This is a genomic window from Tritonibacter horizontis, assembly GCF_001518015.1.
Classification (GTDB): Bacteria; Pseudomonadota; Alphaproteobacteria; order Rhodobacterales; family Rhodobacteraceae; genus Epibacterium; species Epibacterium horizontis.
Window position 1 is genome coordinate 22,464 of the sequence record NZ_LPUY01000078.1, and the last position, 25,122, is coordinate 47,585.

Annotated in this window: 25 protein-coding genes; 12 read left to right on the plus strand and 13 right to left on the minus strand. The window is 62.3% G+C overall.

Annotation, left to right across the window (positions count from 1 at the left end; genetic code table 11):
- Positions 1-116: 116 nt before the first annotated feature.
- Genes TRIHO_RS14780 through TRIHO_RS14790 form a run of 3 tightly spaced genes read right to left on the minus strand, consistent with a single transcriptional unit; the run spans position 117 to position 3,713 of the window.
- On the minus strand, positions 117-1,502 hold the full coding sequence (locus TRIHO_RS14780) for a sensor histidine kinase (protein ID WP_068245268.1): 1,386 nt from the start codon (positions 1,500-1,502) through the stop codon (positions 117-119).
- Positions 1,503-1,518: 16 nt separating this feature from the next.
- Positions 1,519-2,937 carry a dihydrolipoyl dehydrogenase family protein gene (locus tag TRIHO_RS14785; protein ID WP_068245427.1) on the minus strand — a complete coding sequence of 473 codons (1,419 nt, stop codon included), beginning with the start codon at positions 2,935-2,937 and terminating at the stop codon, positions 1,519-1,521.
- Positions 2,938-2,939: 2 nt separating this feature from the next.
- The gene (locus TRIHO_RS14790; protein ID WP_082705153.1) at positions 2,940-3,713 is read right to left on the minus strand and encodes a TVP38/TMEM64 family protein; all 774 of its coding nucleotides are present in this window, start codon (positions 3,711-3,713) and stop codon (positions 2,940-2,942) included.
- Positions 3,714-4,088: 375 nt separating this feature from the next.
- Here TRIHO_RS14790 and rpmH point away from each other — a divergent pair, with 375 nt between their 5' ends.
- From rpmH to TRIHO_RS14835, 9 genes are all read left to right on the plus strand, one after another.
- A complete protein-coding gene (rpmH, locus tag TRIHO_RS14795) occupies positions 4,089-4,223 on the plus strand; it encodes a 50S ribosomal protein L34 (RefSeq protein WP_008554144.1) in 135 nt (44 codons plus the stop codon).
- 48 nt (positions 4,224-4,271) lie between these two features.
- Complete coding sequence (rnpA, locus tag TRIHO_RS14800; RefSeq protein WP_408646192.1) at positions 4,272-4,718, plus strand: ribonuclease P protein component; 447 nt, start codon at positions 4,272-4,274, stop codon at positions 4,716-4,718.
- A 120-nt stretch (positions 4,719-4,838) separates the two neighbouring features.
- A complete protein-coding gene (gene yidD, locus TRIHO_RS14805) occupies positions 4,839-5,114 on the plus strand; it encodes a membrane protein insertion efficiency factor YidD (protein ID WP_068245275.1) in 276 nt (91 codons plus the stop codon).
- 110 nt (positions 5,115-5,224) lie between these two features.
- Positions 5,225-6,112, plus strand: a complete 888-nt coding sequence (ttcA, locus tag TRIHO_RS14810; RefSeq protein WP_068245278.1) for a tRNA 2-thiocytidine(32) synthetase TtcA — start codon at positions 5,225-5,227, stop codon at positions 6,110-6,112.
- A 67-nt stretch (positions 6,113-6,179) separates the two neighbouring features.
- A complete protein-coding gene (locus TRIHO_RS14815; RefSeq protein WP_068245281.1) occupies positions 6,180-7,724 on the plus strand; it encodes a putative bifunctional diguanylate cyclase/phosphodiesterase in 1,545 nt (514 codons plus the stop codon).
- Between the two features lie 415 nt (positions 7,725-8,139).
- Positions 8,140-9,960 (plus strand): membrane protein insertase YidC, encoded by a 1,821-nt coding sequence (gene yidC, locus TRIHO_RS14820; protein WP_068245433.1) that lies wholly within the window; start codon positions 8,140-8,142, stop codon positions 9,958-9,960.
- Between the two features lie 111 nt (positions 9,961-10,071).
- Complete coding sequence (yihA, locus tag TRIHO_RS14825; protein ID WP_068245285.1) at positions 10,072-10,722, plus strand: ribosome biogenesis GTP-binding protein YihA/YsxC; 651 nt, start codon at positions 10,072-10,074, stop codon at positions 10,720-10,722.
- A 72-nt stretch (positions 10,723-10,794) separates the two neighbouring features.
- A complete protein-coding gene (locus tag TRIHO_RS14830) occupies positions 10,795-11,100 on the plus strand; it encodes a DUF2946 family protein (protein ID WP_068245288.1) in 306 nt (101 codons plus the stop codon).
- Between the two features lie 71 nt (positions 11,101-11,171).
- Positions 11,172-12,584 (plus strand): PepSY-associated TM helix domain-containing protein, encoded by a 1,413-nt coding sequence (locus TRIHO_RS14835; protein ID WP_068245291.1) that lies wholly within the window; start codon positions 11,172-11,174, stop codon positions 12,582-12,584.
- Positions 12,585-12,627: 43 nt separating this feature from the next.
- On the opposite strand, the gene TRIHO_RS14840 is transcribed toward TRIHO_RS14835, so the two are convergent.
- Complete coding sequence (locus TRIHO_RS14840; protein WP_068245293.1) at positions 12,628-13,359, minus strand: SDR family NAD(P)-dependent oxidoreductase; 732 nt, start codon at positions 13,357-13,359, stop codon at positions 12,628-12,630.
- Between the two features lie 165 nt (positions 13,360-13,524).
- Here TRIHO_RS14840 and argB point away from each other — a divergent pair, with 165 nt between their 5' ends.
- From argB to TRIHO_RS14855, 3 genes are all read left to right on the plus strand, one after another.
- Complete coding sequence (gene argB / locus TRIHO_RS14845) at positions 13,525-14,385, plus strand: acetylglutamate kinase (RefSeq protein ID WP_068245295.1); 861 nt, start codon at positions 13,525-13,527, stop codon at positions 14,383-14,385.
- Positions 14,386-14,461: 76 nt separating this feature from the next.
- The gene (locus TRIHO_RS14850) at positions 14,462-15,163 is read left to right on the plus strand and encodes a ferredoxin (RefSeq protein WP_068245298.1); all 702 of its coding nucleotides are present in this window, start codon (positions 14,462-14,464) and stop codon (positions 15,161-15,163) included.
- Positions 15,160-15,657 carry a SixA phosphatase family protein gene (locus TRIHO_RS14855; protein WP_068245301.1) on the plus strand — a complete coding sequence of 166 codons (498 nt, stop codon included), beginning with the start codon at positions 15,160-15,162 and terminating at the stop codon, positions 15,655-15,657. The genes TRIHO_RS14850 and TRIHO_RS14855 overlap by 4 nt, the downstream gene beginning before the upstream one ends.
- Positions 15,658-15,956: 299 nt before the next feature.
- On the opposite strand, the gene TRIHO_RS14865 is transcribed toward TRIHO_RS14855, so the two are convergent.
- The 9 genes from TRIHO_RS14865 to TRIHO_RS14905 all read right to left on the minus strand — a co-directional run bounded on the left by TRIHO_RS14865 (position 15,957) and on the right by TRIHO_RS14905 (position 25,120).
- Complete coding sequence (locus TRIHO_RS14865; RefSeq protein ID WP_068245306.1) at positions 15,957-16,748, minus strand: amino acid ABC transporter ATP-binding protein; 792 nt, start codon at positions 16,746-16,748, stop codon at positions 15,957-15,959.
- An 11-nt stretch (positions 16,749-16,759) separates the two neighbouring features.
- Complete coding sequence (locus TRIHO_RS14870; protein WP_068245308.1) at positions 16,760-18,058, minus strand: amino acid ABC transporter permease; 1,299 nt, start codon at positions 18,056-18,058, stop codon at positions 16,760-16,762.
- A 3-nt stretch (positions 18,059-18,061) separates the two neighbouring features.
- Positions 18,062-19,294, minus strand: coding sequence for an amino acid ABC transporter permease (locus tag TRIHO_RS14875; RefSeq protein ID WP_068245311.1), 1,233 nt, complete (start codon positions 19,292-19,294; stop codon positions 18,062-18,064).
- Between the two features lie 135 nt (positions 19,295-19,429).
- The gene (locus tag TRIHO_RS14880) at positions 19,430-20,446 is read right to left on the minus strand and encodes an amino acid ABC transporter substrate-binding protein (protein WP_068245314.1); all 1,017 of its coding nucleotides are present in this window, start codon (positions 20,444-20,446) and stop codon (positions 19,430-19,432) included.
- A gap of 342 nt (positions 20,447-20,788) precedes the next feature.
- Positions 20,789-21,493: an ATP12 family chaperone protein gene (locus tag TRIHO_RS14885; protein WP_068245317.1), complete on the minus strand. Its 705-nt coding sequence runs from the start codon at positions 21,491-21,493 to the stop codon at positions 20,789-20,791.
- Positions 21,486-22,232 (minus strand): HAD-IA family hydrolase, encoded by a 747-nt coding sequence (locus tag TRIHO_RS14890; protein ID WP_068245320.1) that lies wholly within the window; start codon positions 22,230-22,232, stop codon positions 21,486-21,488. The genes TRIHO_RS14885 and TRIHO_RS14890 overlap by 8 nt, the downstream gene beginning before the upstream one ends.
- Positions 22,229-23,275, minus strand: a complete 1,047-nt coding sequence (locus TRIHO_RS14895) for an RluA family pseudouridine synthase (protein WP_068245323.1) — start codon at positions 23,273-23,275, stop codon at positions 22,229-22,231. The genes TRIHO_RS14890 and TRIHO_RS14895 overlap by 4 nt, the downstream gene beginning before the upstream one ends.
- A complete protein-coding gene (gene crcB, locus TRIHO_RS14900) occupies positions 23,272-23,652 on the minus strand; it encodes a fluoride efflux transporter CrcB (RefSeq protein ID WP_068245437.1) in 381 nt (126 codons plus the stop codon). Before crcB ends, TRIHO_RS14895 begins: the two co-directional genes overlap by 4 nt.
- Positions 23,653-23,785: 133 nt before the next feature.
- Positions 23,786-25,120 (minus strand): replication-associated recombination protein A, encoded by a 1,335-nt coding sequence (locus tag TRIHO_RS14905; RefSeq protein WP_068245326.1) that lies wholly within the window; start codon positions 25,118-25,120, stop codon positions 23,786-23,788.
- Between the last annotated feature and the right edge of the window lie 2 nt (positions 25,121-25,122).

The following is a 25,122-nucleotide window of genomic DNA, read 5'->3' on the forward strand; positions in this document are numbered from 1 at the left end:
GCCCAGAGAGAGGCGCAACCCCAAAACGCGAAAATAGTTGCGCGGGTCGGCGCGGCCGCGCTCCCTCACGATTCATCGATACACCCCAGCGGCGCAACTCACCGCCAGAGGCGCCATCACAACGCGCCGTCCCCTTTCGGCAGGCAGACCTCGAACACGGTGCCGTCGGGCCCGGTTCGGCCCAGATCCAGATGGCCGCCGTGGCCTTTGACCAGCTCGGCCGCAATGGCCAGCCCGAGGCCGGAGCCGCCCTTGCGCGCGCCGCCCTGAAACGGGGTGAAAAGGTTGTCTTGAGCCTTTTTCGGCAGGCCGGGCCCGGTATCGGCCACCGAAATCCACCACGCGTCCTCGGTTTCGTGCAGGGATACGGTGATCTGACCCTCGCGGCCGGTGGCGGAAATCGCCTGACGCGCGTTGCGCACCAGGTTCATCACTACGCGAAAGATCTGTTCCTTGTCGCATCGGATCATCGTCGGCCGCGGCACCGCGTTGATGATCTCCACTGCCGCCTCTGACGTGACCAGGTTTTCGCCCTCGGCCACATCATCGACGATTTCGTGCAGGCAGACCCGGCCAAAGGTCGGAGCGGGTTCCTCGGCGCGGCCAAAGGCCAGCGTGCCTTCACACAGGGACACGGCGCGGGTGATCGAATTGACCAGCTTGGGCGCCAGCCGCCGGACCAACGGGTCCTCGCTCATCTCGATCCGGTCGGTGAATAACTGTGCCGAGGTCAGGATATTGCGCAGATCATGGCTGATTTTGGCAACCGCGCCGCCAAGCTGGGCCAGACGCTCGCGCTGTTTCAGGGCGTGGGTCAGCTCGATTTGCAGCTTTTGCAATGCTTCTTCGGCTTCGCGCAGTTCGATCACCCCGGCCTTGGGCGTAATGATGCCGCGCGCGTCTTCGGGCGCGGCGGCATAGCGCTGCATGTAGCCAATCACCCCCTTGATCGGCTTCACCAGCACCATACGCACCGCCACGAACAACAACACCGCCGTCAGAACCGAGATCACCGCCGACAGCACCAGGATGCGCAGCCCGTAGTCGATCATCGTCTCGCGCAGCGGCGCGGTCTCGATCGTGATTTCGATCAGCAGCCCGGCATCGCGCACCGGCGCGCCGATCACCCGGACGATCTCGTTCTTGGGGTTCGCCAGCCGTTTCAGCGCGTCCCGGATCAGGGTCACCGCCCCCGCATCACGCAGGTCAAAGGTCGCCGCGATCGGATGTGGGATCGGGGAGGACAGCACCAGCTGACGCATCTCGTCCCGCCGCAGCACCACGTTGTAGACCCCGGCGTTGGCCAGCAGCTCCTTTTCCAGCTCGCCGTCCAGCATGTCGTCCGCCAGCAAGGCCAGCGAGGCGATCTGCGCCCGTTCCAGCCGGTCTTCCAGATAGTCCTGCCGGAAGCGGGCGATGGAGGGGACAAAGATCAACACTTCGGCCAACATCACGAAGACCGTCGTCAAGATCAGAAATCTGCCCGAAAGCGTGTTTAACATAGGCCCCCGTTTTGCCTCAGGCTATCCAGTCCTGCACCAGCCGAACACCCCGTTTTATGACGGAACTCTCAAATAGTCTCGGGGAGAAATACGCACCCGCGACCCGTTTGTTAAGCTCTGCAATTGTTGGATAAGGCGCAACCATTGCGGCAATTTGGCTCATCTTCAGGCGGTTGGCGATGGCTAGCGACCAGGTGGCGATCAGCTCGCCCGCCTGATGACCGACCACCGTGGCCCCCACCGGCCGCCCGCGCACCACCATCACCTTGATAAAACCCTTGGTCTGGCCGCCGGTGATGGCGCGGTCGTTGTGGCTGTAATCCACACGGGCGACCTCCATCCGGGCGCCGTACCGCTGGCGCGCCTCTGCCTCGGGCAGGCCGACCTGGGCCAGCTCCGGATCGGTATAGATGGCCCGTGGGATGTGGTCGGCCCTGGCGCGCGCTGGCAGCGCAAACAGCAGCGACCGCAGGATGACACTGGCCTGATAGCCGGCCAGATGGGTAAACTGCCCCTGCCCCGCGACATCCCCGATGGCATAGACCTTCGGATTGGTGCTGCGCAGGCGCGCGTCGACCTTGATCCCGGTCTTGGTGGTTTCCACGCCGGCGTGCTCAAGCCCGAGATCCTCGACGTTGGCGCGCCGCCCGACCGCGATCAAGAGATGCGAGCCAGTTATCTGTTGTCCCGTGCCGGTGGTGAGCGTGATCTGATCCGCCGTCTGACGCAGCCCGGTGGCGGAGGTCTGTTCGAGAATGTCGGCGCCGTCCTGACGCAGCTGCTCTGTCACAAGGGCCGCGGCCTCGGGGTCTTCGCGCGACAACACGCGATCCGCCTCGACCACGGTCACCCGGCAGCCCAGACGCAGATGGGCCTGCGCCATTTCCATGCCAATGGCCCCGCCGCCGACGATGATCAGATGCTCTGGCCGCTGGCGCAGTGCCCAGAGGGTTTCATTGGTCAGATAGGCCACGTCCTCCAGACCCTGTATCGGCGGCACGGACGGGCGCGACCCGGTGGCAATGACGATGCGCCGCGCGGTGATGCGGGTGTCGCCGGCTGCGACCTCAGACCGGCCAATGAACCGGCCCCGTTGGCGGATCACCCGCACGCCCAGCCCTTCGAACCGGGACTGGCTGTCGACCGGCGCGATGGTTTCGATCACGTCGCGGACATGATCCATCGCCGCACCGTAGTCGACCGGTGGCAGATGATCGACGCCACCGGCCAGGGCCGCATCGGCAAGCACATGGGTGCGTCCTGCGCAGGCCAGCAGGGCCTTGGACGGGACACAGCCCGAATTCAGGCAATCACCGCCCATGTCATGCGATTCCAGCAACACCACATCGGCGCCCATCTGGCTGGCCCCGGCGGCCACGGACAGCCCGCCAGACCCGGCGCCAATCACAAGGAGGTCACATTTGATAGGAGTCATGGTCATACCTTTGATTTGCCACGGAGCGCTTTGATCAGGATCGGCAAGGCCGCCAGGGCGCACAGCCCCAGAATCGGCCCGATCACATGCGGTGCCCACAAAAGAGTCAGATCCGGGGTCTCGCCACGGTCAAAGACATCGCCCAGCCCGACCCCGATCCAGGTAAAGACAAGCGCCCCCGGCACGATCCCCACAGCCGTCGTCCAGAAAAAATTCCAGGCCCCAACACCAACCAGCGCAGGCAACAGGTTCGCGACGAAAAAGGGAACCGCCGGCACCAGACGCAGCAGCAACAGCACTTCGATCTCGGTCTCCTGCAACGCCTGCTGCACATGCCGGATGCGCCCCTGACCCGTCTTCATCTTGGCCGCGAGCATCGCCCCAAGCCCCCAGCGCGCCGCAAGGAAGATTGCCATCGCTCCGAGGGTCGCCGCCACGACGTTGAGGGCGACCCCTGCCCCGAGGCCGAACAGGAACCCGCCCGTGACCGAAGCCACGGCCGCGCCGGGCAGGGACAAGGCAACAATGGCGATGTAGAGCGCAAGGAACCCCAAAATCATCGCGCCAAAATGCTGGTCGCGATAGGCCAACAGCGCCTCGCGGTTGTCGCGCAGCGTGTCAAAGGACAACACATCCTGCAGCGTCAGCGCGCCGACGCCTGCCACAACAGCGATCCCGATGAGCGGCAGATGGCGCAACACGCCCTTGGGTTTGTCATCGCGGTTGTCATTTGATTTTGCACCGGGGTCGTCCCTGGAAATCGGCTTACTCCTCATATCGGTTCCTTCTGGCCGCGCCTGACAGCACTAGCGGCGAAGATGGGGTGTTGACGAGGGGGGCGGCTCCGTCCTCACGGGCGCTTGAAAGATCTGCGCGGAAACGTGAGCATATAGCGGCTCAAGGCTGCCAATTGTAATATTTCGCCCGGATGATTCCCGCAGGCAGAGATTTTGCGCCCCGAACAGGCCGCGCTGTCGGCCGGCAATCCAACTCAAACGGTGCTATTTAACAGAAATGTGGCGCTTGGCGCGGAAATCTGGGCCAATGGGTTTGACAGGAGAGCAGCGGGGGTCTAGAGACCGGGCTTCGAGATAGACCCCGGGGGTGCGATTCCGCGCCAGACCCGACGTTAGCATTTGGAGACCGGAGCGATGAAACGCACCTATCAGCCTTCGAACCTGGTTCGCAAACGCCGCCACGGCTTCCGTGCGCGCATGGCCACCAAGGCAGGCCGCAAAATCCTGAACGCACGCCGCGCACGCGGCCGCAAGGAACTGAGCGCGTAAATTCGCGCCCCAGTATTCCTGACGGATATGAAACCGCCGGAGGCTCCCATGGACGGCATCGCTGACCAGGGGAACACGCCTCCGGCGGTTTCCGTTTTGCCCGCCCCTGCGCAGCGCGGCGGGACATCCGGCAGTGCCGCACCTGCTCCGAAGATCCGGGCGGGCATGGTCACCCTGACCAAACGGCGCGATTTTGTCGCGGCGGCGCGAGCACGCAAGCAAGGCACCCAAAGCATGATGGTGCAGGGACGCCGTCGGGACGACGACGCCCCGTTTCGCGTTGGCTATACCTGCTCCAAGAAAGTCGGCAATGCCGTCACCCGCAACCGGGCCAAGCGCCGCCTGCGTGAAGTGGCCCGCTTGCTGCTGAAGGACCATGGGCGGCCGGGTTGGGATTATGTGCTGATCGGCCGGGCGGGCGAGACCACCACACGCCCCTTCGAGCAATTGCAGAAAGACTTCCTTTACGCCCTGCGCCGCATTCACGGCGGATGAGACCGGAACGGGGGCCTCTCCCGCCGCGGAGGGCCGCATGTCTGCGTCCATCCCGTTGGGCCCGGCGCCGCTGACGCGGCGTGGTTGCGCTGCCCCCGGCGCTCGCCTATTTCCAATGTCATGCACCTGATTGCCCACCTTATCGCCCTGCCGGTTCGCGGCTACCGGCTGATTTTCAGCCCCTGGGTGGGATTCAATTGTCGCTATCAGCCGACCTGCTCTGCCTATGCGCTGGATGCGTTGGAGCGGCATGGGCCCATCCGGGGCAGCTGGCTGATGATCCGCCGGATCGGGCGATGCCATCCGCTTGGCGGATCCGGCTACGATCCGGTGCCCGGCAGCGACCCTGACCATGATCGCGCCAGCGGCAAAGGCCATCGACAGGATCGTCTGTAACGCGCCTGGCGCCACCGGTGCCATCACGACAGCGGCATTTACGATGCTTCCGGCTGCATTTGCACAGGTTTTACTTGGCAACGGCGCAGACAGGCGCTACGCGGCAAACCATGCTGGACACCGATACTGATGATATTCATCCGCTCTTTCAGGGCGCCCCCCAAACAACCGAGTTCAAAAAGCTCCGCAAACGCATCGTGCGCAACACCCGCGAAGCGATCGAGAGCTATGGCATGGTGGAGCGGCGCGAGGATGGCTCGCTTCCCAAATGGCTTGTCTGCCTGTCAGGTGGCAAGGACAGCTACACCCTTTTGGCGGTTCTCTACGAGCTGAAATGGCGCGGCCTGCTGCCGGTCGACCTGTTGGCCTGCAATCTTGACCAGGGGCAACCCGGATTTCCCGCGACTGTCTTGCCGGAGTTCCTCACCCAGCGGCAGGTGCCCCACCGGATCGAGTATCAGGACACCTATTCCATCGTGATGGACAAGATCCCGGCCGGGCGTACGTTTTGCGCCCTGTGCTCGCGTCTGCGCCGCGGCAACCTCTACCGGATTGCGCGGGAGGAGGGCTGCTCGGCGGTGGTTCTGGGCCATCACCGGGACGATATCCTTGAAACCTTCTTCATGAACCTCTTCCACGGCGGGCGGCTTGCAACCATGCCACCGAAACTGGTCAACGAAGAGGGCGACCTGTTTCTCTATCGCCCGCTCGCCCATGTTGCGGAGGCCGATTGCGAGAAATTTGCGCGCGCGATGGATTACCCGATCATCCCCTGTGACCTTTGCGGCAGCCAGGACGGGCTGCAGCGCCAGCAGGTCAAACAGATCCTCGACGGGTGGGAATCAAACAGTCCCGGACGGCGACAGGTGATGTTCCGGGCCCTGATGAATGCGCGTCCGTCGCACCTTCTGGACCCCAAACTCTTTGATTTTGCAGGGCTGACACTTAAAAATTTCGATGATCTGACGGAATCTGAGGGAATCGCGCCTCCGCGTTAACTCCCCAGTCAGACCCCGGACCTAGTCTTGGCCAGAGCCACCGGCGAAGTCGAAAGGTCCCACCGCTATGAAATTCCCGAATTCACGTTTCCTAAATCGGATCAGGGACGGGATCGCACAAGTGGTTTTTGGGCCGCCAATCCTGGCCTTTCTGCCTGCTCTGACACTTGGCGCCTTCTGGTTCGGCGGCGAGACGGCGTTGCTGGCGGCGGCATTGGGTCTGCCGCTTCTGTTCGCACTGCTCGGTGGTTTTTCCCGCTCCGAGGTCCGCCCGGCCGGGCGCGACGGCCTCACCGGGCTGATGCTGTCCTCCGGTTTTGAAGCGCATGTCAAAACCGTTTTTGAGCGCACCGAAGACAGCGGCCTGAAATCCGCTCTGCTGGTCATCGAGATCGACGATTTCGACGAATTGGTCGCCGCCCACGGGCAGGACGCCGGTGATATCGTGATGCAGCGCTGCGGCGAACGGATTGGATCAGCCCTGCGGCATCGCGATACCGTCGCGCGGATCGGGCGGAACCGTTTTGCGATTTGCCTGACCCCGATTCTGCAACTGGACCTGGAACTCTGCATTCAGCTTGCCGGTCGGATCCAGGTCGCGGTCGAAGAGCCCATCGGCGTCGATGGCACATCGCTGTTCGTTTCCTGCTCCATTGGGATGTGCCAGCGCCACCGCGCCCCCAAAGGCGCGCCGGGAAATTGGCTTGAATGCACGGTTGCGGCACTGGATGAGGCGATCGGCGTCGGCCCGTCCAGCATTCGCGCCTATTCCAGCGACACCCCCGTCCACCTTCATCGCGGCGACGATTTGATGGAAGACGCGGCAGCGGCCCTTGAAAACGGCATGATCCAGGCCTGGTTTCAGCCACAGATCAGCACCGATACCGGCCGTGTCTCGGGGTTTGAGGCGCTGGCGCGCTGGTGTCACCCCGTCAAGGGCATGATCCCGCCCTCTGCCTTCCTGCCCGCGCTGGAGCAGGCCGGGTTGTTGCAGAAACTCAGCCAGCAAATGGTGCAACAGGCCCTCACCGCGATCAAATCCTGGGATGCCGCCGGATTGAAAGTCCCGTCCGTCGGCGTCAACTTCGCCACGGATGAGTTGCGCGACCCCGCCCTGATCAACCGCATCCGGTGGGAGCTGGACCGGTTTGGCCTCACGGCGGACCGGCTGACGGTCGAGGTTCTGGAAACCGTCATGACCGACCAACCGGACGAAGTTGTGGCGCGCAACATCACCGCGCTCGGCGAAATGGGATGTCACATCGATCTGGATGATTTTGGCACCGGCCATGCATCGATCGCCTCGGTCCGGCGGTTTCGCGTCTCTCGCATCAAGATCGACCGCTCTTTTGTGACCAAATCCGACCACGATCCGGAACAGCAAAAACTGATCGCCGCCATTCTGACCATGGCCGAACGCCTGGAGCTGAAGACCCTCGCAGAGGGTGTGGAAACCGTCGGCGAACACGCCTTGCTGGCGCAACTGGGCTGCGATCATGTTCAGGGGTTCGGGATCGGTCGCCCGATGCCCTTCGACCAGACCCTGGATTGGGTCATCAGCCATGAGGCAAAGCTTCAGGACGCTCCCTTGATCGGCCGCCAGCGGCACTGAGCCGCCACACACCAATCGCGCTGCGGCCTCTCAGCCAAGACTATGCGCGGGGGGGCGGCCCAGTCCCACCCGGTCACCATCAGGCTCAGGCTCAGGCTCAGGCTCAGGCTCAGGCTCAGGCTCAGGCTCAGGCTCAGGAAAAATTCCGTTTCGGCATCTGTACGGCAAATCGCACGCGTCCCTTTGAAACATTCTCGGTGCCCCATGCGCCACGAGCGCTGTCCGGGCCGCGCCCTCCGAACCCGCCATCCCCGCACGACAAAGACGGTCCCCAATTGAGGACAGACAAAATTCCCCATGTTTTTTGGGGATTCGCGGGGGTGAGTGGTCGCAGGCAGCCGGATTTCCCTTGACCTTCCCGACCGACCTCTGTTGAACCACACCCTGTCTTAGCATGCATGAGGTGGCGGTCCAGATGGACGATCAGAACAAGAATCTACTTCTCGCAACTGCCCTGAGCGCGGTGGTTCTCCTCGGCTGGTACGCCTTCTTTCCGCCGCCGGAAACGGCTCCGGAACCAGGTGTCGAGATCAGCGAGACCGCGCCCCAGACCGGCGCCACGGGCACGCCTGCCACCGCGCCAAGCGCGGGCATCGCCGCCAGCGAAGGCGCGGCCGGGCTTGTGACCCAGGATCCACAGGACGCGCCGCGACTGTCGATCGACACCCCCCGTGTGGTGGGCTCGATCTCGCTTCTCGGCGGCCGGATCGACGATCTGCAGCTGAAAGATTACCGTGAAACTCAGGACGACGATTCGCCCATCGTGACGCTGCTCTCTCCCGCCGGTCAGCCCAATGCCTATTACGCGTTGTTTGGCTGGGCGCCTGGAACCGGGCTTGGCATCGACGACGTGCCCGGCGCCAACACCCTGTGGCAGGCCGCCGAGGGCGCAACCCTGACGCCCGACAGTCCGGTCACCCTGACCTGGGACAATGGCAAGGGCCTGACCTTTGCGCGTGAGATTTCGATTGATGAGGACTACATGTTCTCGGTTTCGCAATCGGTCACCAACACCAGAGATGCCTCGGTGGCGCTCGCCCCTTACGGCACGCTCGCGCGCCACGGCGAACCTGCGAACCTGGAGAATTTCTTCATTCTCCACGAGGGCGTCGTCGGCATGGCCGATGGCGAATTGTCCGAGATCGACTATGACGACATGACCGACCTCGATCCCGACCCGCGCGATGGCTCGCGTGCGCAGGTGACCGCCGTGACCGAAAACGGCTGGATCGGATTTACAGGTCACTACTGGATGTCCACGCTGATCCCCGCGCCCGGTGATGCCTTCCGCGCGATTGCCAAATACGACGAACGCCGCGACATCTACCAGACCGACGTGGTGCTGCCGACCGTGACGCTGGCGGCGGGCGAAAGCACCAGCGCCAACACCCAGCTCTTTGCCGGGGCCAAGGAATGGGCCGCGATCCGCGACTACGAACGCGGCGGCATCGAAGGCTTCCTCGACAGCATCGACTGGGGCTGGTTCTTCTTCTTCACCAAGCCGATCTTTGCCGTGCTGCACTGGCTGAATGCCGCCATCGGCAACATGGGTGTGGCGATCATCGCGCTGACCTTCCTGTTGAAAATCCTTGTGTTCCCGCTGGCCTACAAGTCCTACGCCTCCATGGCGCGGATGAAGGAATTGCAGCCCGAGATGGAAAAACTGCGCGAACGCGCAGGCGATGACCGTCAAAAGGTCCAGAAGGAGATGATGGAGCTCTACAAGCGGGAAAAAGTGAACCCGGCTGCGGGCTGTTTGCCGATCCTGATCCAGATCCCGATCTTCTTTTCGCTCTACAAAGTGATCTTCGTCACGCTTGAACTGCGCCATTCGGCCTTTTTTGGCCCCTTCAGCGATCTGTCCGCGCCTGATCCGACCTCCTTGTTCAACCTCTTCGGGTTGCTGCCCTGGGGGGCACCGGCACCGGATTCGATCCTGGCCCTGGCGTTCATCGGCATCCTGCCGATCCTGCTGGGGATTTCCATGTGGCTGCAGCAAAAGCTGAACCCGGCCCCGACGGATGAAACCCAGGCGCTGATCTTTGCCTGGATGCCTTGGGTCTTCATGTTCATGCTGGGCGGCTTTGCTTCCGGGCTGGTGGTGTACTGGATCACCAACAACGTGATCACCTTCTCGCAACAGTACCTGATCATGCGCAGCCACGGCTATTCGCCGGATGTGTTCGGCAACATCCGCAAAAGCTTCAAGCGCAAAGAAAAAAACGCCGAAAAGTAACGCTTTTACGCAGGACCTGAAATGCCGCGCCCTCTGCGCGGCATTTTCCATTGTGACCCTGACTGCGCCAATGGTAGTTAGGGCCTAACCGCCAGTCATAAGGCCACCCCGATGCAACTGCCCTTTCCGCTCGCTGAAGAACCCGACACATTTGCCCTGGAAACCGGGCGCAAGCTGTTTGCCGGGCAGTCGGAATTCCTGAAGGGCGTGGTCGCCATGTCCGGCCTGCCCCCTGCCGACCGGATCGAGGTCTGCTTTGCCGGACGGTCGAACGTCGGGAAATCGTCGCTGATCAATGCGCTGACCGGGACCAAAGGCGTCGCGCGGGCCTCCAACACGCCGGGGCGCACGCAGGAGATCAACTTTTTTGTGCAAAGCCCCGAACTCTACCTCGTCGACCTGCCCGGCTATGGCTATGCCAATGCGCCGCTCGCCGTTGTGGAAAAGTGGCAAAAGCTGCTCAAGCAATATCTGTCGGGCCGTCAGACCCTGCGCCGCGCCTTTGTGCTGATCGACAGCCGCCACGGCGTCAAATCCGTCGACGAAGAAATCATGTCGCTGCTTGATAGCGCCGCCGTCACTTTTCAGGTGGTCATGACCAAGGCTGACAAGGTCAAGGAAAAGGACCGCGCGAAAGTTCTGGAACAGGTGCGCGCGGCGCTGTCCAAACACGCGGCCGCCTATCCCGAACTGGTGCTGACGTCGTCAGAAAAAGGCGACGGCATCGCGACCCTGCGATCCATCATCGCGCATCTGGACTAGGTTCTGAAACGGCTGGTTCCATATCTTGGCCTGCTGGCCATTGTCCTGGCCGGGCTGATCCCCGCAGGCTGGATGCCGTCGAGTGATCAGGACGGCAAGGTGCTGCTGGTACTTTGTACCGGCGATGGCCCCCAAGAACGCTGGGTGTCCCTGGACGACAGCGACCCGCAGCAATCCCCCGTCCCGCAAGACGACCACCAGAGCGACGCGCAGAGCTGTTCGTTCGGGCTCTATGGTCCGGTTGCCTTTGTGCCCGGTGAACGCCCCCTGCCGCTGATGGGGCGCGAGCAGGACCTGTGGTTCCGCGCCCCCTTCACCCACCACACAGCCGGGTTTTACTGGCAATATGACGCCCGCGGCCCGCCCGCCCTCTCCTGACCCATCGTTGAACCCCTTCTGATGACGCGGACCCTTCGGGGCCGCATTTCCTCTGGTCTGGAGAATTTCCAATGGCAAACAGCCAAACCGTCGGCGCGGACCACAGCTCCGCCGCCAAAAACCTGTCGCAAAAGTTTTATTTCGCCGCCTGGCGCTGGCATTTCTACGCCGGGCTATACGTGATCCCGTTTCTGATCATGCTGGCCATCACCGGTCTCAGCATGATGTATATCTCCGTCTTTGACGGCCGGGACGGGGAATATGTCTCCGTTCCTGTTGGCGAAACCGTGCAGCCCATCGCGGTGCAGACGCAGGCCGCGCTGGAGGCAATGCCCGGATCGACCCTGGTCGAGTGGATCGGCCCCAAGGCCGAGGATCGCGCTGCCGTGGTGCGTGTCGCCGTCGAGGGGGGCAACCGGATGATCGCAGTTGATCCCTATTCCGCCGATGTGGTGGAGACCTGGGACCGCCGGGCCGGCTGGTACGATTTTCTGCAGGACATCCACGGCACGCTGCTGATCGGCACCACCGGAGACCGGATGATCGAGATTGCCGCCGGGCTGGCCATCGTGCTGGTTCTGACCGGTCTCTACCTCTGGTGGCCGCGCGACGATTGGAAATCGGCCTTTGTGCCGCGTCTGGCCGCCAGGGGACGTGCCCTGTGGAAGAGCCTTCATGCGGTGGTCGGGGTCTATATCTCCATCCTGCTGGTGTTGTTCCTGCTCTCCGGCCTGTCCTGGGCCGGGATCTGGGGCGAACGCTTCGTGCAGGCCTGGTCCACCTTCCCGGCGCAGAAATGGGAGGCCGTCCCGCTGTCGGACACCACCCACGCCGGTCATATGAACCACGGTGCCACCAAGGACGTGCCCTGGGCACTGGAACAGACCCTGATGCCGGAATCCGGCTCTGACGCCGGTCTCACCGGCCTGCCCGAAGGCACCCCCGTCACGGGCGACAGTATCGCCGCGCTGGCCCGCGCCCTGGGCTATGAGGGTCGCTTCCGGATCGTGTTTCCACGCGACGACGCGGGCGTCTATACCATCAATCAGGACAGCATGAGCAACGACAGCCATTGCCCCACCTGTGACCGCACGGTGCATATCGACCAGTTCACCGGCAAGATCCTCGCCGATGTGGGCTTTGCCGATTATTCGCTGGCGGGCAAGTCCATGGCCGTGGGCATCGCCCTGCACGAGGGCGACATGGGGCTGTGGAACATTGTGCTGAACACGCTGTTCTGCCTGTCGGTGATCTTTGTCTGCGTCTCCGGCGTGGTCATGTGGGTGAAACGCCGGCCGAGCCGCGCAGGCCGCCTGTCGGCGCCGCCGCTTCCGGCTGATCTGCCGTTCTGGAAAGGAGCTGTGTTGATCGGCCTGTTCACCTCCCTCGCCTTTCCGCTGGTGGGGATAACCCTCCTGGCGGTGCTGGCGCTGGACGTTCTGTTGCTGTCCAACCTGCCCCTGCTGAAACGCGCTGTCAGCTGATGATCCTGCTTCCGCGGCCCCCTCTGGCTGCGGAAGCCTCGCCTCAGACGTGTTGACCGCCGTTCACTTCGATTTCGGTCCCGGAGATATAAGAGCTTTGTTCCGAGCACAGGAAATAGATCGCATCGGCAACCTCTGATGGCTGGCCCAGCCGCCGCATCGGCAGTTGATCGACGATTTTCTCGGTGCCGGGGCTCAGGATCGCCGTCTCCACCTCGCCGGGCGCGATGGCGTTGACGCGCACCCCCAGTGGCCCGAAATCATGCGCCATCTCTCGCGTCAGCGCCGCCAAGGCGGCCTTGGACGTGGAATAGGCCGCACCGGCAAAGGGATGCACCCGGCTGCCTGCTATCGAGGTGACGTTGACAACCGCGCCTTTTGCCGCCGCCAGTTCGTCCCGCAATCCTCGAGCCAGCACGACCGAGGCAAAGAAATTCACGTGAAAGACCTTGGCCCAATCCATCAGGTCAGTGGTCAGAGTGCTCAGCCTTTCGCCGTTAGGCCCCTTGGGGGAGATCCCAGCGTTGTTGACCAGCGCATCCAGTTTGCCATCATCCAGCCGGTCCTGGATCGCCCCCACCGCATTGATGGTATCCGACGGATCCGACAGGTCGAGCTGCACGTGATTCTCTTCGCCACCGCCCCAGGGGCACTCCTTGGGGAAAGGATGACGCGAACAGGTGATGACGCGCCAGCCTTCGGCGTTGAACCGACGCACGGTTGCATGACCAATTCCCCGGCTGGCTCCGGTCAGAAGCAAGGTTTTCCGGCGCATGAAGCAGGTCCTTTCACGGTATTTCTGCACCTGCAACACTAGCACCACAGTCTGGCGCCGCAATGGGGCGACGCCGATCCTCCCCTTGGCAGGCGGCAGAGAAATGCGTAACACCCCTATGACACCCCGCGCCCGGCTTCCGGGCCGCCTCAGGACCTGACAGCGATGAAGACCCGAGACATGAACCGCGACTGGATTGCCACTGCCGAAACCCTTTCGAGCGCCCTGCCCTATTTGCAGCGCTACGATGACGCCATCGTGGTGATCAAGCTCGGCGGCCACGCCATGGGCAGCGACGAAGGCATGGAGAGCTTTGCCCGCGATGTGGTGCTGCTGCGCCAGGTCGGGGTCAATCCGGTCATCGTCCATGGCGGTGGTCCGATGATCAATTCGCTGCTTGATCGGCTGCAGATCAAATCCGATTTCGTCAACGGCAAGCGCGTCACCGACAAGGCCACCATGGAAGTGGTGGAGATGGTGCTTTCCGGTATGGTCAACAAACGCATCGTTCAGGCAATCAATGCCCAGGGCGGCAGGGGCATCGGCCTATCGGGTAAGGATGCCAACCTGATCACCTGCGAAATGACCGACCCCGCGCTGGGATTTGTCGGCAGCCCGTCCAAGGTCAATGACGAGATGCTGCGCAACCTGTTCGAAAAGGAATTCATCCCGGTGATTGCACCGATCGGCGCCGGGCTTGAGGGCGAGACCTTCAATATCAACGGCGACACGGCAGCCGGGGCGGTTGCTGCCGCGCTCAAGGCTGACCGGCTGCTGTTGCTGACGGATGTCGCCGGCGTCAAGAACGCCCAGGGCGTCGTGGTGACGGAGTTGACCGCCGCCGACGTCGAAGCCATGACCGCAGAGGGCGTCATCGCCGGCGGCATGATCCCCAAGACCGAAACCGCGGTGAACGCCGTGCGTGGCGGCGTGCGGGCCTGTACCATCGTCGATGGGCGGGTGCCCAACGCGGTGCTGCTGGAACTGTTCACCGACCACGGTGCCGGGTCGATGATTCGCGGCTAGGCAGAGGCCACTATCCGCCTGCATCGGCCATCACTGACCGCTTGCCAAGCGTCGCGCCATGCGCCTAGCTGGCCCCATGTCAGAACCATCGCCCTCCGCACCCCCGGCTCTTCGGGCCGCCCCCTATGATGACCTCGCCAAGGCGCTCACGCCTCTGGGGTTGATGATTTACGGCGCCCTGCATCCGGCGCGTGTCTCTGTGCCCGAGGCAACGAAGGGTACGCTGATCCTGATCGGCACGGCCGGGTCATTCTGGTCTGTCCTGCGCGCCGCGCCCGAAGGCCGCGATGGCCAGCCCGATCCGGTGGATCGCTGGTCGGAACGGGGGATCGGAACTCTGGCCCGCCACTTTGGTGCGACGCCGCGCTACCCTTTTGGCGGCCCCCCGCATGCGCCCTTCATCGCCTGGGCTCTTGCATCGGGACGGGCCTTCACATCCCCGTCGCAGATGCTGGTGCATGATGAGGTCGGTTTGATGATTTCCTACCGCGGAGCACTGCTTTTTGACGAGGTTTTCGATTTTCCTGTGCCGCCTCTGGCACAGTCTCCCTGCCAAAGCTGTGCAGCGCGGCCTTGCCTATCTGCCTGCCCGGTACACGCATTGGTTGACGCAGGCCCCTACAAACTGGCAGCGTGTCACGACCACCTTGCAACACAATCGGGCGCGGTGTGCATGGCATCGGGCTGTCTCGCGCGACGGGCCTGCCCGCTCAGTTCCGGATCCGGTCGTCAGGCTGCCCAGTCGGCCCATCACATGAGATATTTTCACCGCCAATGACCTGTACCCTGATCCTCACCCGTCACGCCAAATCCGCCTGGAACACCAACGCGCCGAGCGATCATGCACGGCCGCTCAATGCACGGGGGCGGCGCTCAGCCGAAGCGCTCGGGACCTGGCTGCAAGAACAGTCACGCCTCCCCGATCAGGTCCTCTCCTCCTCCGCGCTGCGGACGCGCGAAACCTTTGAGTTGATGCAAATCAGCGCTCCGGCGATCTTCACAGAACGGCTCTATCACGCCACACCACAGATCATCCTCGAGGTCCTGCAAGAGGCGCAAAGCGAAACGCTCCTGCTTCTGGGACACAATCCAGGATTGATGGAGTTTGCGCATCAGATCGTCAAACACCCCCCCTCTCATTCCCGTTTCGAAGACTATCCCACCGGCGCAACGCTCCTGGTGGAATTCGATATTTCCAACTGGCGTGACCTCCAACCCGCCAGCGGCAAGGTGCTGGATTTCGTGGTGCCACGAGAACTCCTGGGCGAATAGCAATCGCCGCCCGCCCTGTTTCACGGGCCAAGACTCCAGATTGTGAAAGAGGATCGGCTGATTCCGCGACAGGACATACCGGTGGCTCTCCCGCGCGTCGTCACCGCATTGACATGCGGCTCCGCCCGTTGGGCATAGCGCCGCTGCGCGGCGCGGTCCTTCTCCTTCACCTTTTTGCCAAATACCTCGGGGGTGCGGGCCTGCAGGGCCCGCAAGGGGGCAGCGCCCCCTCTTGACCCGCGCGCAAAAAGCGAAAAGGCCGGGCAATGCCCGGCCTTTTCTCAATCTGGTAACACGTCTCAGTGACCGAGGATCTGGCTGAGGAACAATTTGGTCCGTTCGCTCTTGGGGTTGTTAAAGAACTCTTCCGGTTCGTTCTGTTCCACAATTTGCCCCGCATCCATAAAGATCACCCGGTTCGCGACCTGACGGGCAAAGCCCATTTCATGGGTCACGCAGAGCATCGTCATGCCTTCTTCGGCCAGCTCGATCATGGTGTCGAGCACCTCCTTGATCATCTCCGGATCCAGAGCCGAGGTCGGCTCATCAAACAGCATAATCCGGGGCATCATGCAGAGTGAGCGCGCAATCGCGACCCGCTGTTGCTGGCCGCCGGACAGCTGCCCGGGGTATTTGTCGGCTTGCTCCGGGATTTTCACCTTTTCCAGGAAATGCATCGCCCGTTCTTCGGCTTCCTTCTTGGGAGTCTTGCGCACCCAGATCGGCGCCAGCGTGCAGTTCTCTAGGATCGTCAGATGCGGGAACAGGTTGAAGTGCTGGAACACCATGCCAACCTCCGACCGGATCTTGTCGATATTCTTGAGGTCATTCGACAGTTCAGTGCCATCGACGATGATATTGCCAGCCTGATGCTCTTCCAACGCATTCAGGCAGCGGATCAACGTGGATTTACCAGATCCGGAAGGCCCGGCGATGACGATCCGTTCGCCACGGTTCACCGTGAGATTGATATCGCGCAGCACGTGGAATGTCCCGTACCACTTGTTCATGTTGGAAATCTGGATCGCAACCTCATCAGAGACTTGCATCTTGGTCCGGTCGATTTCGCGGTCGAGTGCCAGTTCAGACATCGTTGAACTCCTTAGCGGTGATCGGTGGCGAGACGACGCTCAAGCCACTGTGAGTATTGAGAAATGCCGTAGCAAACGACAAAGAAGAGAGCAGCGGCCGCACCGAGAAGTTCCCAGTACACCCCGTTCCACTCGGTGGAGGCGAGGATGGGACCCCGGATCATGCCGACCAGATCGAACATCGAGATGACCGAAACCAGCGTGGTGTCCTTGAACAGGCCCACGGCGACGTTCACGATCCCTGGAATGGAGATCTTGAGCGCCTGCGGCAGGATGATCAGGCGCATCGCCTGCGGATAATCAAGCCCAAGGCTGTCGGCGGCTTCGTACTGTCCCTTTGGCAAGGCAGCGAGACCACCCCGGATCACCTCGGCGATATAGGCCGAGGAGAACATGGTGATCATGATCACCACCCGCAGGAACAGATCCACGGTGCTTTCCGGTGGGAAGAAATACGACAGCATCACCGAGGCCACGAACAGAAGCGTAATCAAGGGCACACCGCGCACGAATTCGATGAACACTACGCAGACCCATTTGATCAGCGGCATGTCCGATTGACGCCCCAGTGCCAGCGCAATGCCCAGCGGCAATGACAGGGACACACAGGTGACCCCGAGCATCAGGTTCAACATGAACCCGCCAAGGTCCCGTGAGGGCACCGGCGACAGCATCGCATTCTCCGACGCGCCTTCCGGGATCAGCATCCCGCCCAAAATCCAGACCGCAAAGGCCACCACAATCGCACCAAAGAAACCCAGCGCGAAACTGCCTTTGCCAAAGTGCTGGAAAAAGGCCGCCGCCGCTGCAAAGCCAACAAAGGCGACGATCGGCGCCATCAGCGTGCCACCCCAGATCAGCCAGAAGGCCAGGAAGGGATAGATAACGGTGAAGGCCAGCATCTTGCGCGGCAGGTCGAAAAACAGCACCGGTGCAATCGCAACCAACAACAGGACCAGCGCAAGGTTCGGACGCCAATAGCTGTCGTAGGGATATTTGAACCCATAAAGCAGCTGGTTCCAGCGTTCGGTCAGGACCGAGAAACAGGCCCCAACCTTGCCGTCGAGCACTTCGCGGCACTCATTCAGCGAACTGGTGGTCCAGACCCCGTTAAAGATCCACGGCAAAGTGCTGCTCAGCACCAGGTAGAGCAGCCAGAGCGTCGCAAGGGTCAGGATCGAATTGGTGACATTGGAGAACAGGTTGGCCCGCAGCCATTTGACGATGCCCCTTTCCCGCGCCGGTGGCGGCGATTCCGGGATAATGGACTCGGCCACGAATGCGACAGAATTCTGTGTCTGATCAGTCATGGCTCAGCGCTCCTTCAGCTTGACGGAGGAGTTGTAGATGTTCATCCCCATCGAAATCAGCAACGAGGCTGTGAGATAGAACAACATCAGCAGCAGCACGCATTCAATGGCCCGACCGGTCTGGTTCAGGGTGATGCCGCCAAGCGTCGCGGTGATATCCGCATAGCCCACCGCAATCGCCAGCGAAGAGTTTTTGGTGATGTTGAGGAATTGCGAAATCAGCGGCGGGATGATCACCCGCAACGCCTGCGGCAGGATCACAAGGTTCATGATCCGGCCCTGGCGCAGGCCAAGTGCCGCCGCCGCTTCGGATTGACCTTTAGAAATCGCCTGGATGCCGGAACGGACGTTTTCCGCGATAAAGGCACCCGTATAGATCGACAGCGCGAACCACAGCGCAATCAACGGCCCGCCGATCTTGATGCCGCCGGAAAAGTTAAAGCCTTTGAGCTCCGGCATCTCCCACGACAGCCCCATGATGAGCATCAGCAGCAGCACAGGAACCAGCCAGACCCCGAGGATTATCGGCAGCGTGTTTGGACGCAGGCCGGTCGCCTCCTGCTTGGCCGTTGCCCAGGTGTTGATCTTGCGCGCGCCAAGGAATGACCCCACAAGCACCGCAACAACCAAAAGCCAGTTCAGCGTCACACTGCCAAAAATTCCGCGTTCGAAATACGGCGCCGGCGTATAAATCCCCCGGTTGGTAAAGGCAAAGGCGTCAAACAGCATGCTGCTGGTCGCATCATCGCCTCTGAATTCCCGTGGTCCGGGCAGAACGGCGGTCATGATCGTAAAGATGATGATGATCCAGATCAGCACCGGAATGTTGCGAAAGATCTCAACATAGACGGCCATCACCTTGGACACGAGCCAGTTCTGCGACAGACGCAGCACCCCGGCGATGACGCCAAAGATCGTCGCTGTAATACAGGCCAGAACGGCCACCAGCAGGGTGTTGAGAACCCCCACAAGCGCAGCCCGCGCGTGCGAGGACTGGCTGTCGTATTCAACCAGTCGCTGGTTGATATCGTAGCCCGCCGGATCGGCAAGGAAACCGTAGGAGATGTTGAGACCTGCAGCCCGCAGGTTCTGGATCAGGTTGTTGCCAAGGTACCAGATACACAAGGCAAGTACGACTGCCGCGATCGCCTGAAAGGTCAGCGAACGATAGCGGGTATCGTGAATAAGCATAGACAGCCGAAAACTCTCTTTCGGCGGGTCGGTCAAGGTCGACATATGATGGGATCCCCGAGGCCTGCGGCTCTAAACATCCCGGCGAGGTTTGCCTCGCTCTGTGTTTGGCCACAGAAGTTCGTTTTTATCTTGGAAAAAGGGCGCGGGATCATCCCGCGCCCTATCCGGTTCGCTAACTTAGCGGAACGGGGGAGCGTAGAGCAGGCCGCCGTTTGTCCACTGAGCGTTCAGACCGCGCGCAAGGCCGATCGGAGTGTCTTCGCCGATGTTCTTGGCAAAGACTTCACCGTAGTTGCCGCCAACGGACAGAGCTTTCAGCGCCCAGTCAGCTTCGAGGCCGAGCATCTCGCCCAGGTTGCCCTCGGTGCCGAGCAGACGGTTGATCTCCGGGTTGCCGGTGCCAGACGCCATCTCGGAGAGATTGGCGGAGGTCACACCCAGTTCTTCTGCCGCGATCAGTGCGTTCAGAGTCCAGCGCGCAACATCGCCCCATTCGCTGTCGCCGTGACGGACCAGCGGGCCGAGCGGCTCTTTGGAGATGATTTCCGGCAGAACCGCGTGGGCTGTCGGATCGTCAAATGTGGCACGCGTTGCCGCGAGGCCAGATGCGTCGGTGGTGTAAACGTCACATGCACCCGCGAGGTACTGCTGCTGTGCTTCGGCGTTGGTTTCGATCGGAACCGGCTCGTAGCTGATGTTGTTGGAGCGGAAGAAGTCCGCCAGGTTCAGCTCGGTGGTGGTACCGGTCTGGATGCAGACAGTGGCGCCATCCAGCTCTTTCGCGGAGGACACACCCAGTTCCTTGGGAACCATGAAGCCCTGACCGTCGTAGTAGTTCACGCCGACGAATTCGAATTTCAGGTCGACATCGCGCGAGAAGGTCCAAGTGGTGTTACGCGCCAGCAGGTCGATCTCGCCGGAGGCCAGAGCGGTGAAGCGTGTTTTGCCGGTGGTGGGGACGAATTCGACCTTGGTCGGATCGCCCAGAACGGCGGCTGCAACAGCGCGGCAGATCGCAACGTCAAAGCCTTCCCATTCGCCGTTTGCATTCGGCGCGGCAAACCCGACGAGACCGGTGGTGACGCCGCAGTTCAGCTTATCACGGGCCTTCACGTCGTCCAATGTGCCGGCAGCTGCGGCACCGGCGGCGAGACCGGCCACGGTCAGCGCACCAAAGAATACGGAGTTGTTCATTTTTACCTCTTCCTGACTACCCACCTGGATACGGTGGTTCTTTGTCGCTTGCGCCGTCACGGCCCAAGCTGAGTGAAACGGGGTTCGCCCCGTTTTCGAGGTCAAGTTTGGGCGAATTCATCAACAAACGTCAAGGGTCCGATCACCGTATTCAATGGGCTTTTCGACTTTGGATGGCGACAACCGACATTTTTTAAGCGTCACCTCCGCCCCGCGGACGGGCACGAATAGACCATCCGGCACCGCAATCTGGCGCCGTTGTTCAATTTGGGCTTTTCTCGGCGTCACCGCCCTGCCCCGGGCCTCCGGGGGCCTTGGATTGACCGCCCCCCGGGCCGTGTCTCAGACCAATGCGTAAAAGGCCGCGGCGTGCAAAAATGCCTGCCGTTTAAGGGCTTCATGCGCCTGAGCTTCCTCATCCGCGCCCCAAAGCTCCGCCTGCCAATGCTCGTCAATGCGGGAGATTGTCCAAATCTCTTCCAGGCTGCGCCAGTTGTGGGTTGCGGCGAATCCAAGCACCAGGGACCCGGTCAGCCCGACAAGGTCGTGAAAGGCCGCCAGCTGGAAGGGAGACATCGCATGCACGCGGGCACGCAACCGCTGCAGGGCGGTGGCATCCTGCGGCGCATGCAGCAATCCGGTTCGGGGCAATAGCCGCACCTCCAGCGTCGTTGCCGCCCAATCCAGCGCCGCCCCCCAAGATTCGGTCTGACGCGCCACCAGCCCTTCCGGGCTTTCTGCGCGATAGCACAACAGGTCGCTGTCGCCGTAATCCGCAATCAGATCAGCCACTTCGTCAAATTGCGGCGTGACCTTGTCCAGGGCGGAGTTCGCGGACCGCGTATGCGGCATCGCGCGCGGATCCACCAGATCCTGCTGCGCATCCCACTCTGCAGCAATGGCATCAGCAAGGGCGCTTGTTGGCACAATCAACGGCGTCTTGGCCGGGGTTTTCACCCGCCGCCCGTCCAGCGCGATGGCAAATCCCGCCTCTTCCGGCTCGACGCTCACAGCTTTCCAGAATCGTTTCTGTTTCCATTCACTCATCTGTCGTGTCCTTCCTTCTCACTCCGTCGGCAGTCTGGGCAGCCACCTGCGGCCAGATCCGTTGCAATACCCCCGGCAGCGCCGAAAAATCCGACAAGCGGTGGTCGGCCTGCAACTGGTCTGCCGGGTGATAGCCCCAATCGACTGCAATGGTTTTGACCCCGGCCGCGCGGCCCATTTCCATATCGAAACTGGTGTCGCCGATCATCACCGTATCGGCAGGCGGAATGCCGGTTTCCGCCATTGCGGTCAGCACCATCGAGGGATGCGGCTTTGAGGGGTGATGATCTGCCACCTGCCGGGTCACGAACATGCGCAGGTCATGCGCTTCGATCAGCGCGTCCAGTCCACGCTGCGATTTGCCTGTGGCCACGCCGAGAATGTATTCCGGCACCGCATGCAGGGCCTCAAGTACCGTGCGTGCGCCCGGAAACAGCGGCGAGTGAGCCGCCCCCTCGCGCAAGCGCTCGGATTGGTAGGCGCGCTTGTAGCCCTCCACCAGTGCGGCCTGTGTCACCCCCGGCACATCCGGCGCCAACTGCGCCAGCGCCTGCGGCAACGACAGACCGATAATGGCGCGCACCGCCGCAGGCAGCGGCGGTGGCAGGTCCTGTGCGACAAAGGCCTGTGTCATGCAGCGCACAATCGTGCCCTGACTGTCGACCAGCGTCCCGTCCACATCGAACAGAATCAGCCGCAAAGGTCCCGTGGCAGGTTCGACACCGCGCCCTGCTGTCAAAACAGGCTCTCGAACGGATCATCGGCGGCCAGATCTTCGGTCCAGCCGAGCGTATCCCAGCTGTCCTTCATGTGATCCGGAAGCGTTGCCGTCACAGAAATCGTCTTGCCGGTGATCGGGTGTTCAAATTGCAGCCGCCGCGCGTGCAGGTGCAGTTTTTTCGAGATCAGACCACCCATCTGCGCGCCCCAGCCATCACCCAGGTTTTCCTGACCGGAACCGCCATATTTGCCGTCCCCGACAATCGGATGCCCCATGCCCGCCATATGCGCGCGCAGCTGGTGAGTGCGCCCGGTCACCGGTTCCATCGCGATCCAGCTTGCCCGGCTCGCGACCCGATAGAGCGTCGCGTAATAGGTATGCGCACGCTTGGCCCCCGGGGTGGAATCGATCTCCCGCGGGTCCACCGGGATCATCTTTTCGCCCTCGCCGGACTTGCCATGACCGGGTGCTTTGACCAGGCCGGTCTTGATTTCGCCCAGGTATGGCGTCGGCACGCCGGCCACCAGTGCCCAATAGATCTTGCGCGTGTTCTTGTGCCGGAACGCCGTCGTCAGCCCCTGCGCGGCGCGCCGGGTGCGGGCCAGAACCAGAACACCCGAGGTGTCCTTGTCCAGACGGTGCACCAGCCGGGGTTTCTCTTCGGCATCGAACCGCAGCGCTTCGGCAAGGCCATCCACGTGTTTGACGGTGCCGGAGCCGCCCTGCACCGCGAGCCCTGCGGGTTTGTTGATCGCCAGCACATCGTCATCGCGGTAGATCACGCAATCGCGGATCATCTTCGCATCGGCGTCAGAGACCTGCACCACCCGCGGCTCCGCCGGTTTCAGATCCGACGCGGCCAAGGGGGGCACACGCACCACCTGACCCGCCTCGACCCGGCTGGAGGCCTTGACCCGGCCGCCGTCGACCCGCAGCTCGCCCTTGCGGCACATCTTTTCGATGCGGCCCTGATTGACGTGGGGAAACAGCCGACGCAACCAGCGGTCGATCCGCTGGCCGCCGTCGTCTTCGGTGACGGTGATCATCTGCACGCCGCTCATGTCAGCACTCCTCTGGCCGCCATCATGCCAAGGGCAAGGGCTGCAATGGACAGGCCTACGGAAAGGCCAATATAGAGCGCAGCATGGCCCAGGGCCCCGCGCTCGATCAAGGTGACAGCCTCCAGTGAGAAGGCCGAAAATGTCGTGAATCCGCCCAGCATGCCGGTCATCACCAAAGGCGACAGATGGGTCAGCCCCTTGTGCGCTGCCAGCACAACAAAGCCTCCCATCAAGGCAGAGCCGAGGACGTTCACGCTCAGGATCGCGATGGGGAACGGCGTCGGCCCGAAGAGGCGCATCAGCCCCAGCCCCATCAGGTACCGGCAACTGGCCCCAAACGCGCCACCCAGCGCCACATTCAATACGGATATCAACATGCAGGCGTCCATCGCGCGCGCACGCGCAGATGTCAAGTTTTGCTGGCCCATGGCCGGGATGCGCCGCACGCAGGTCAGCGGATCAAGTCTGGCCGTGCCGGTCCCTGATCCCGGGCGTCGTCACGCAGGCGCCCTAGTCGCCCCCCTGCCGCTGGATGCGTTTTTTGGCAAAGAACTCCACCCGCTTGCGCAGGTCCCGTTCGAACCCACGCTCCACCGGTTGATACAGCACCGGACGTTTGATCCCGTCAGGAAAGTAGTTCTGGCCCGAAAACCCATCCTCGGCATCGTGATCGTAATTGTAGCCAGTGCCATATCCCTGCTCTTCCATCAGTTTGGTCGGCGCGTTGAGGATATGTTTCGGCGGCGGCATGGAGCCGGTTTCCTTGGCGAGCCTGCGGGCAGCCTTATAGGCCATGTAGCCCGCGTTGGTTTTGGGCGCGAGCGCAAGATAGATCACCGCCTGCGCCAGCGCCAGCTCGCCCTCGGGACTGCCAAGCCGCTCGTAGGTTTCCCAGGCCTGCAAGCAGACCGCCTGCGCCTGCGGGTCGGCCAAGGCGATGTCCTCGACCGCCATCCGGGTCAATCGCCGCGCCAGATAGCGCGGGTCTTCGCCGCCTTCCAGCATCCGCGCGAACCAGTAAAGTGCGGCATCCGGGTCCGACCCGCGGACCGATTTGTGCAGGGCAGAGATCAGGTTGTAATGTTCATCGCCGGATTTGTCGTATTTCGCAGCGCGGCGCATCAGCCGCGTTGCCAGCGCCTCCCGGCTCAAGGGCTGTTTTACGGTCCAGGCGCTGACCTGCTCGATCAGATTCAACAAGGCACGGCCATCCCCATCCGCCATCTGATGCAGCGCATCGCGCGCCTCAGGCAGCAGTGGCAGGGCCCGCTCCAGCGCCTGTTCGGCGCGTTGGGTCAGACGTTCCAGATCCGTAAGGCTCAGCCGTTCCAGCACCAGCACCTGACTGCGCGAAAGCAAGGCCGCGTTCAGCTCGAAACTCGGGTTCTCCGTGGTGGCGCCGACCAGCAGGATGGTGCCATCTTCCATATGCGGCAGGAACCCGTCCTGCTGTGCCTTGTTGAACCTGTGGATCTCATCGACGAACAACAGGGTGCCCTGACCGTTCTGGCGGCGAATGCGCGCGCCTTCGAAAACTCTCTTCAGGTCCGGCACGCCGGTGAAAATGGCCGAGATCTGGACGAAATGCAGATCCGTCTCCTGCGCCAAGAGCCGCGCGATGGTGGTTTTCCCCACACCCGGCGGACCCCAGAAGATCAGTGACGACAGGCTGCCAGAGGACAGCATGACCCCCAGCGGTGCCTCTGGCCCCAGCACCTGCGCCTGTCCGATCACCTCCGCCAGGGTCCGGGGCCGCAACCGATCCGCGAGCGGGCGCGGGGCTGCGCCGGCCCCAGCCTCACCGCTCTGGGCGCCCGCATCCCCGCTGTCAAAAAGATCCGCCATCC

What these genes read in the sequence shown, in the direction of transcription:
- TRIHO_RS14835 (WP_068245291.1), top strand. Translation starts at nt 11,172, where the DNA reads ATGGCAAACAGCCAAACCGTCGGCGCGGACCACAGCTCCGCCGCCAAA.
- TRIHO_RS14895 (WP_068245323.1), bottom strand. Translation starts at nt 23,275, where the DNA reads ATGAGCGGCGTGCAGATGATCACCGTCACCGAAGACGACGGCGGCCAG.
- TRIHO_RS14855 (WP_068245301.1), top strand. Translation starts at nt 15,160, where the DNA reads ATGACCTGTACCCTGATCCTCACCCGTCACGCCAAATCCGCCTGGAAC.
- TRIHO_RS14790 (WP_082705153.1), bottom strand. Translation starts at nt 3,713, where the DNA reads ATGAGGAGTAAGCCGATTTCCAGGGACGACCCCGGTGCAAAATCAAAT.
- TRIHO_RS14780 (WP_068245268.1), bottom strand. Translation starts at nt 1,502, where the DNA reads ATGTTAAACACGCTTTCGGGCAGATTTCTGATCTTGACGACGGTCTTC.
- rpmH (WP_008554144.1), top strand. Translation starts at nt 4,089, where the DNA reads ATGAAACGCACCTATCAGCCTTCGAACCTGGTTCGCAAACGCCGCCAC.
- TRIHO_RS14815 (WP_068245281.1), top strand. Translation starts at nt 6,180, where the DNA reads ATGAAATTCCCGAATTCACGTTTCCTAAATCGGATCAGGGACGGGATC.
- yihA (WP_068245285.1), top strand. Translation starts at nt 10,072, where the DNA reads ATGCAACTGCCCTTTCCGCTCGCTGAAGAACCCGACACATTTGCCCTG.
- TRIHO_RS14880 (WP_068245314.1), bottom strand. Translation starts at nt 20,446, where the DNA reads ATGAACAACTCCGTATTCTTTGGTGCGCTGACCGTGGCCGGTCTCGCC.
- TRIHO_RS14885 (WP_068245317.1), bottom strand. Translation starts at nt 21,493, where the DNA reads ATGAGTGAATGGAAACAGAAACGATTCTGGAAAGCTGTGAGCGTCGAG.
- TRIHO_RS14830 (WP_068245288.1), top strand. Translation starts at nt 10,795, where the DNA reads ATGCCGTCGAGTGATCAGGACGGCAAGGTGCTGCTGGTACTTTGTACC.
- TRIHO_RS14785 (WP_068245427.1), bottom strand. Translation starts at nt 2,937, where the DNA reads ATGACTCCTATCAAATGTGACCTCCTTGTGATTGGCGCCGGGTCTGGC.
- rnpA (WP_408646192.1), top strand. Translation starts at nt 4,272, where the DNA reads ATGGACGGCATCGCTGACCAGGGGAACACGCCTCCGGCGGTTTCCGTT.
- TRIHO_RS14905 (WP_068245326.1), bottom strand. Translation starts at nt 25,120, where the DNA reads ATGGCGGATCTTTTTGACAGCGGGGATGCGGGCGCCCAGAGCGGTGAG.
- argB (WP_068245295.1), top strand. Translation starts at nt 13,525, where the DNA reads ATGAAGACCCGAGACATGAACCGCGACTGGATTGCCACTGCCGAAACC.
- ttcA (WP_068245278.1), top strand. Translation starts at nt 5,225, where the DNA reads ATGCTGGACACCGATACTGATGATATTCATCCGCTCTTTCAGGGCGCC.
- TRIHO_RS14850 (WP_068245298.1), top strand. Translation starts at nt 14,462, where the DNA reads ATGTCAGAACCATCGCCCTCCGCACCCCCGGCTCTTCGGGCCGCCCCC.
- yidC (WP_068245433.1), top strand. Translation starts at nt 8,140, where the DNA reads ATGGACGATCAGAACAAGAATCTACTTCTCGCAACTGCCCTGAGCGCG.
- TRIHO_RS14840 (WP_068245293.1), bottom strand. Translation starts at nt 13,359, where the DNA reads ATGCGCCGGAAAACCTTGCTTCTGACCGGAGCCAGCCGGGGAATTGGT.
- TRIHO_RS14865 (WP_068245306.1), bottom strand. Translation starts at nt 16,748, where the DNA reads ATGTCTGAACTGGCACTCGACCGCGAAATCGACCGGACCAAGATGCAA.
- crcB (WP_068245437.1), bottom strand. Translation starts at nt 23,652, where the DNA reads ATGTTGATATCCGTATTGAATGTGGCGCTGGGTGGCGCGTTTGGGGCC.
- TRIHO_RS14875 (WP_068245311.1), bottom strand. Translation starts at nt 19,294, where the DNA reads ATGTCGACCTTGACCGACCCGCCGAAAGAGAGTTTTCGGCTGTCTATG.
- yidD (WP_068245275.1), top strand. Translation starts at nt 4,839, where the DNA reads ATGCACCTGATTGCCCACCTTATCGCCCTGCCGGTTCGCGGCTACCGG.
- TRIHO_RS14870 (WP_068245308.1), bottom strand. Translation starts at nt 18,058, where the DNA reads ATGACTGATCAGACACAGAATTCTGTCGCATTCGTGGCCGAGTCCATT.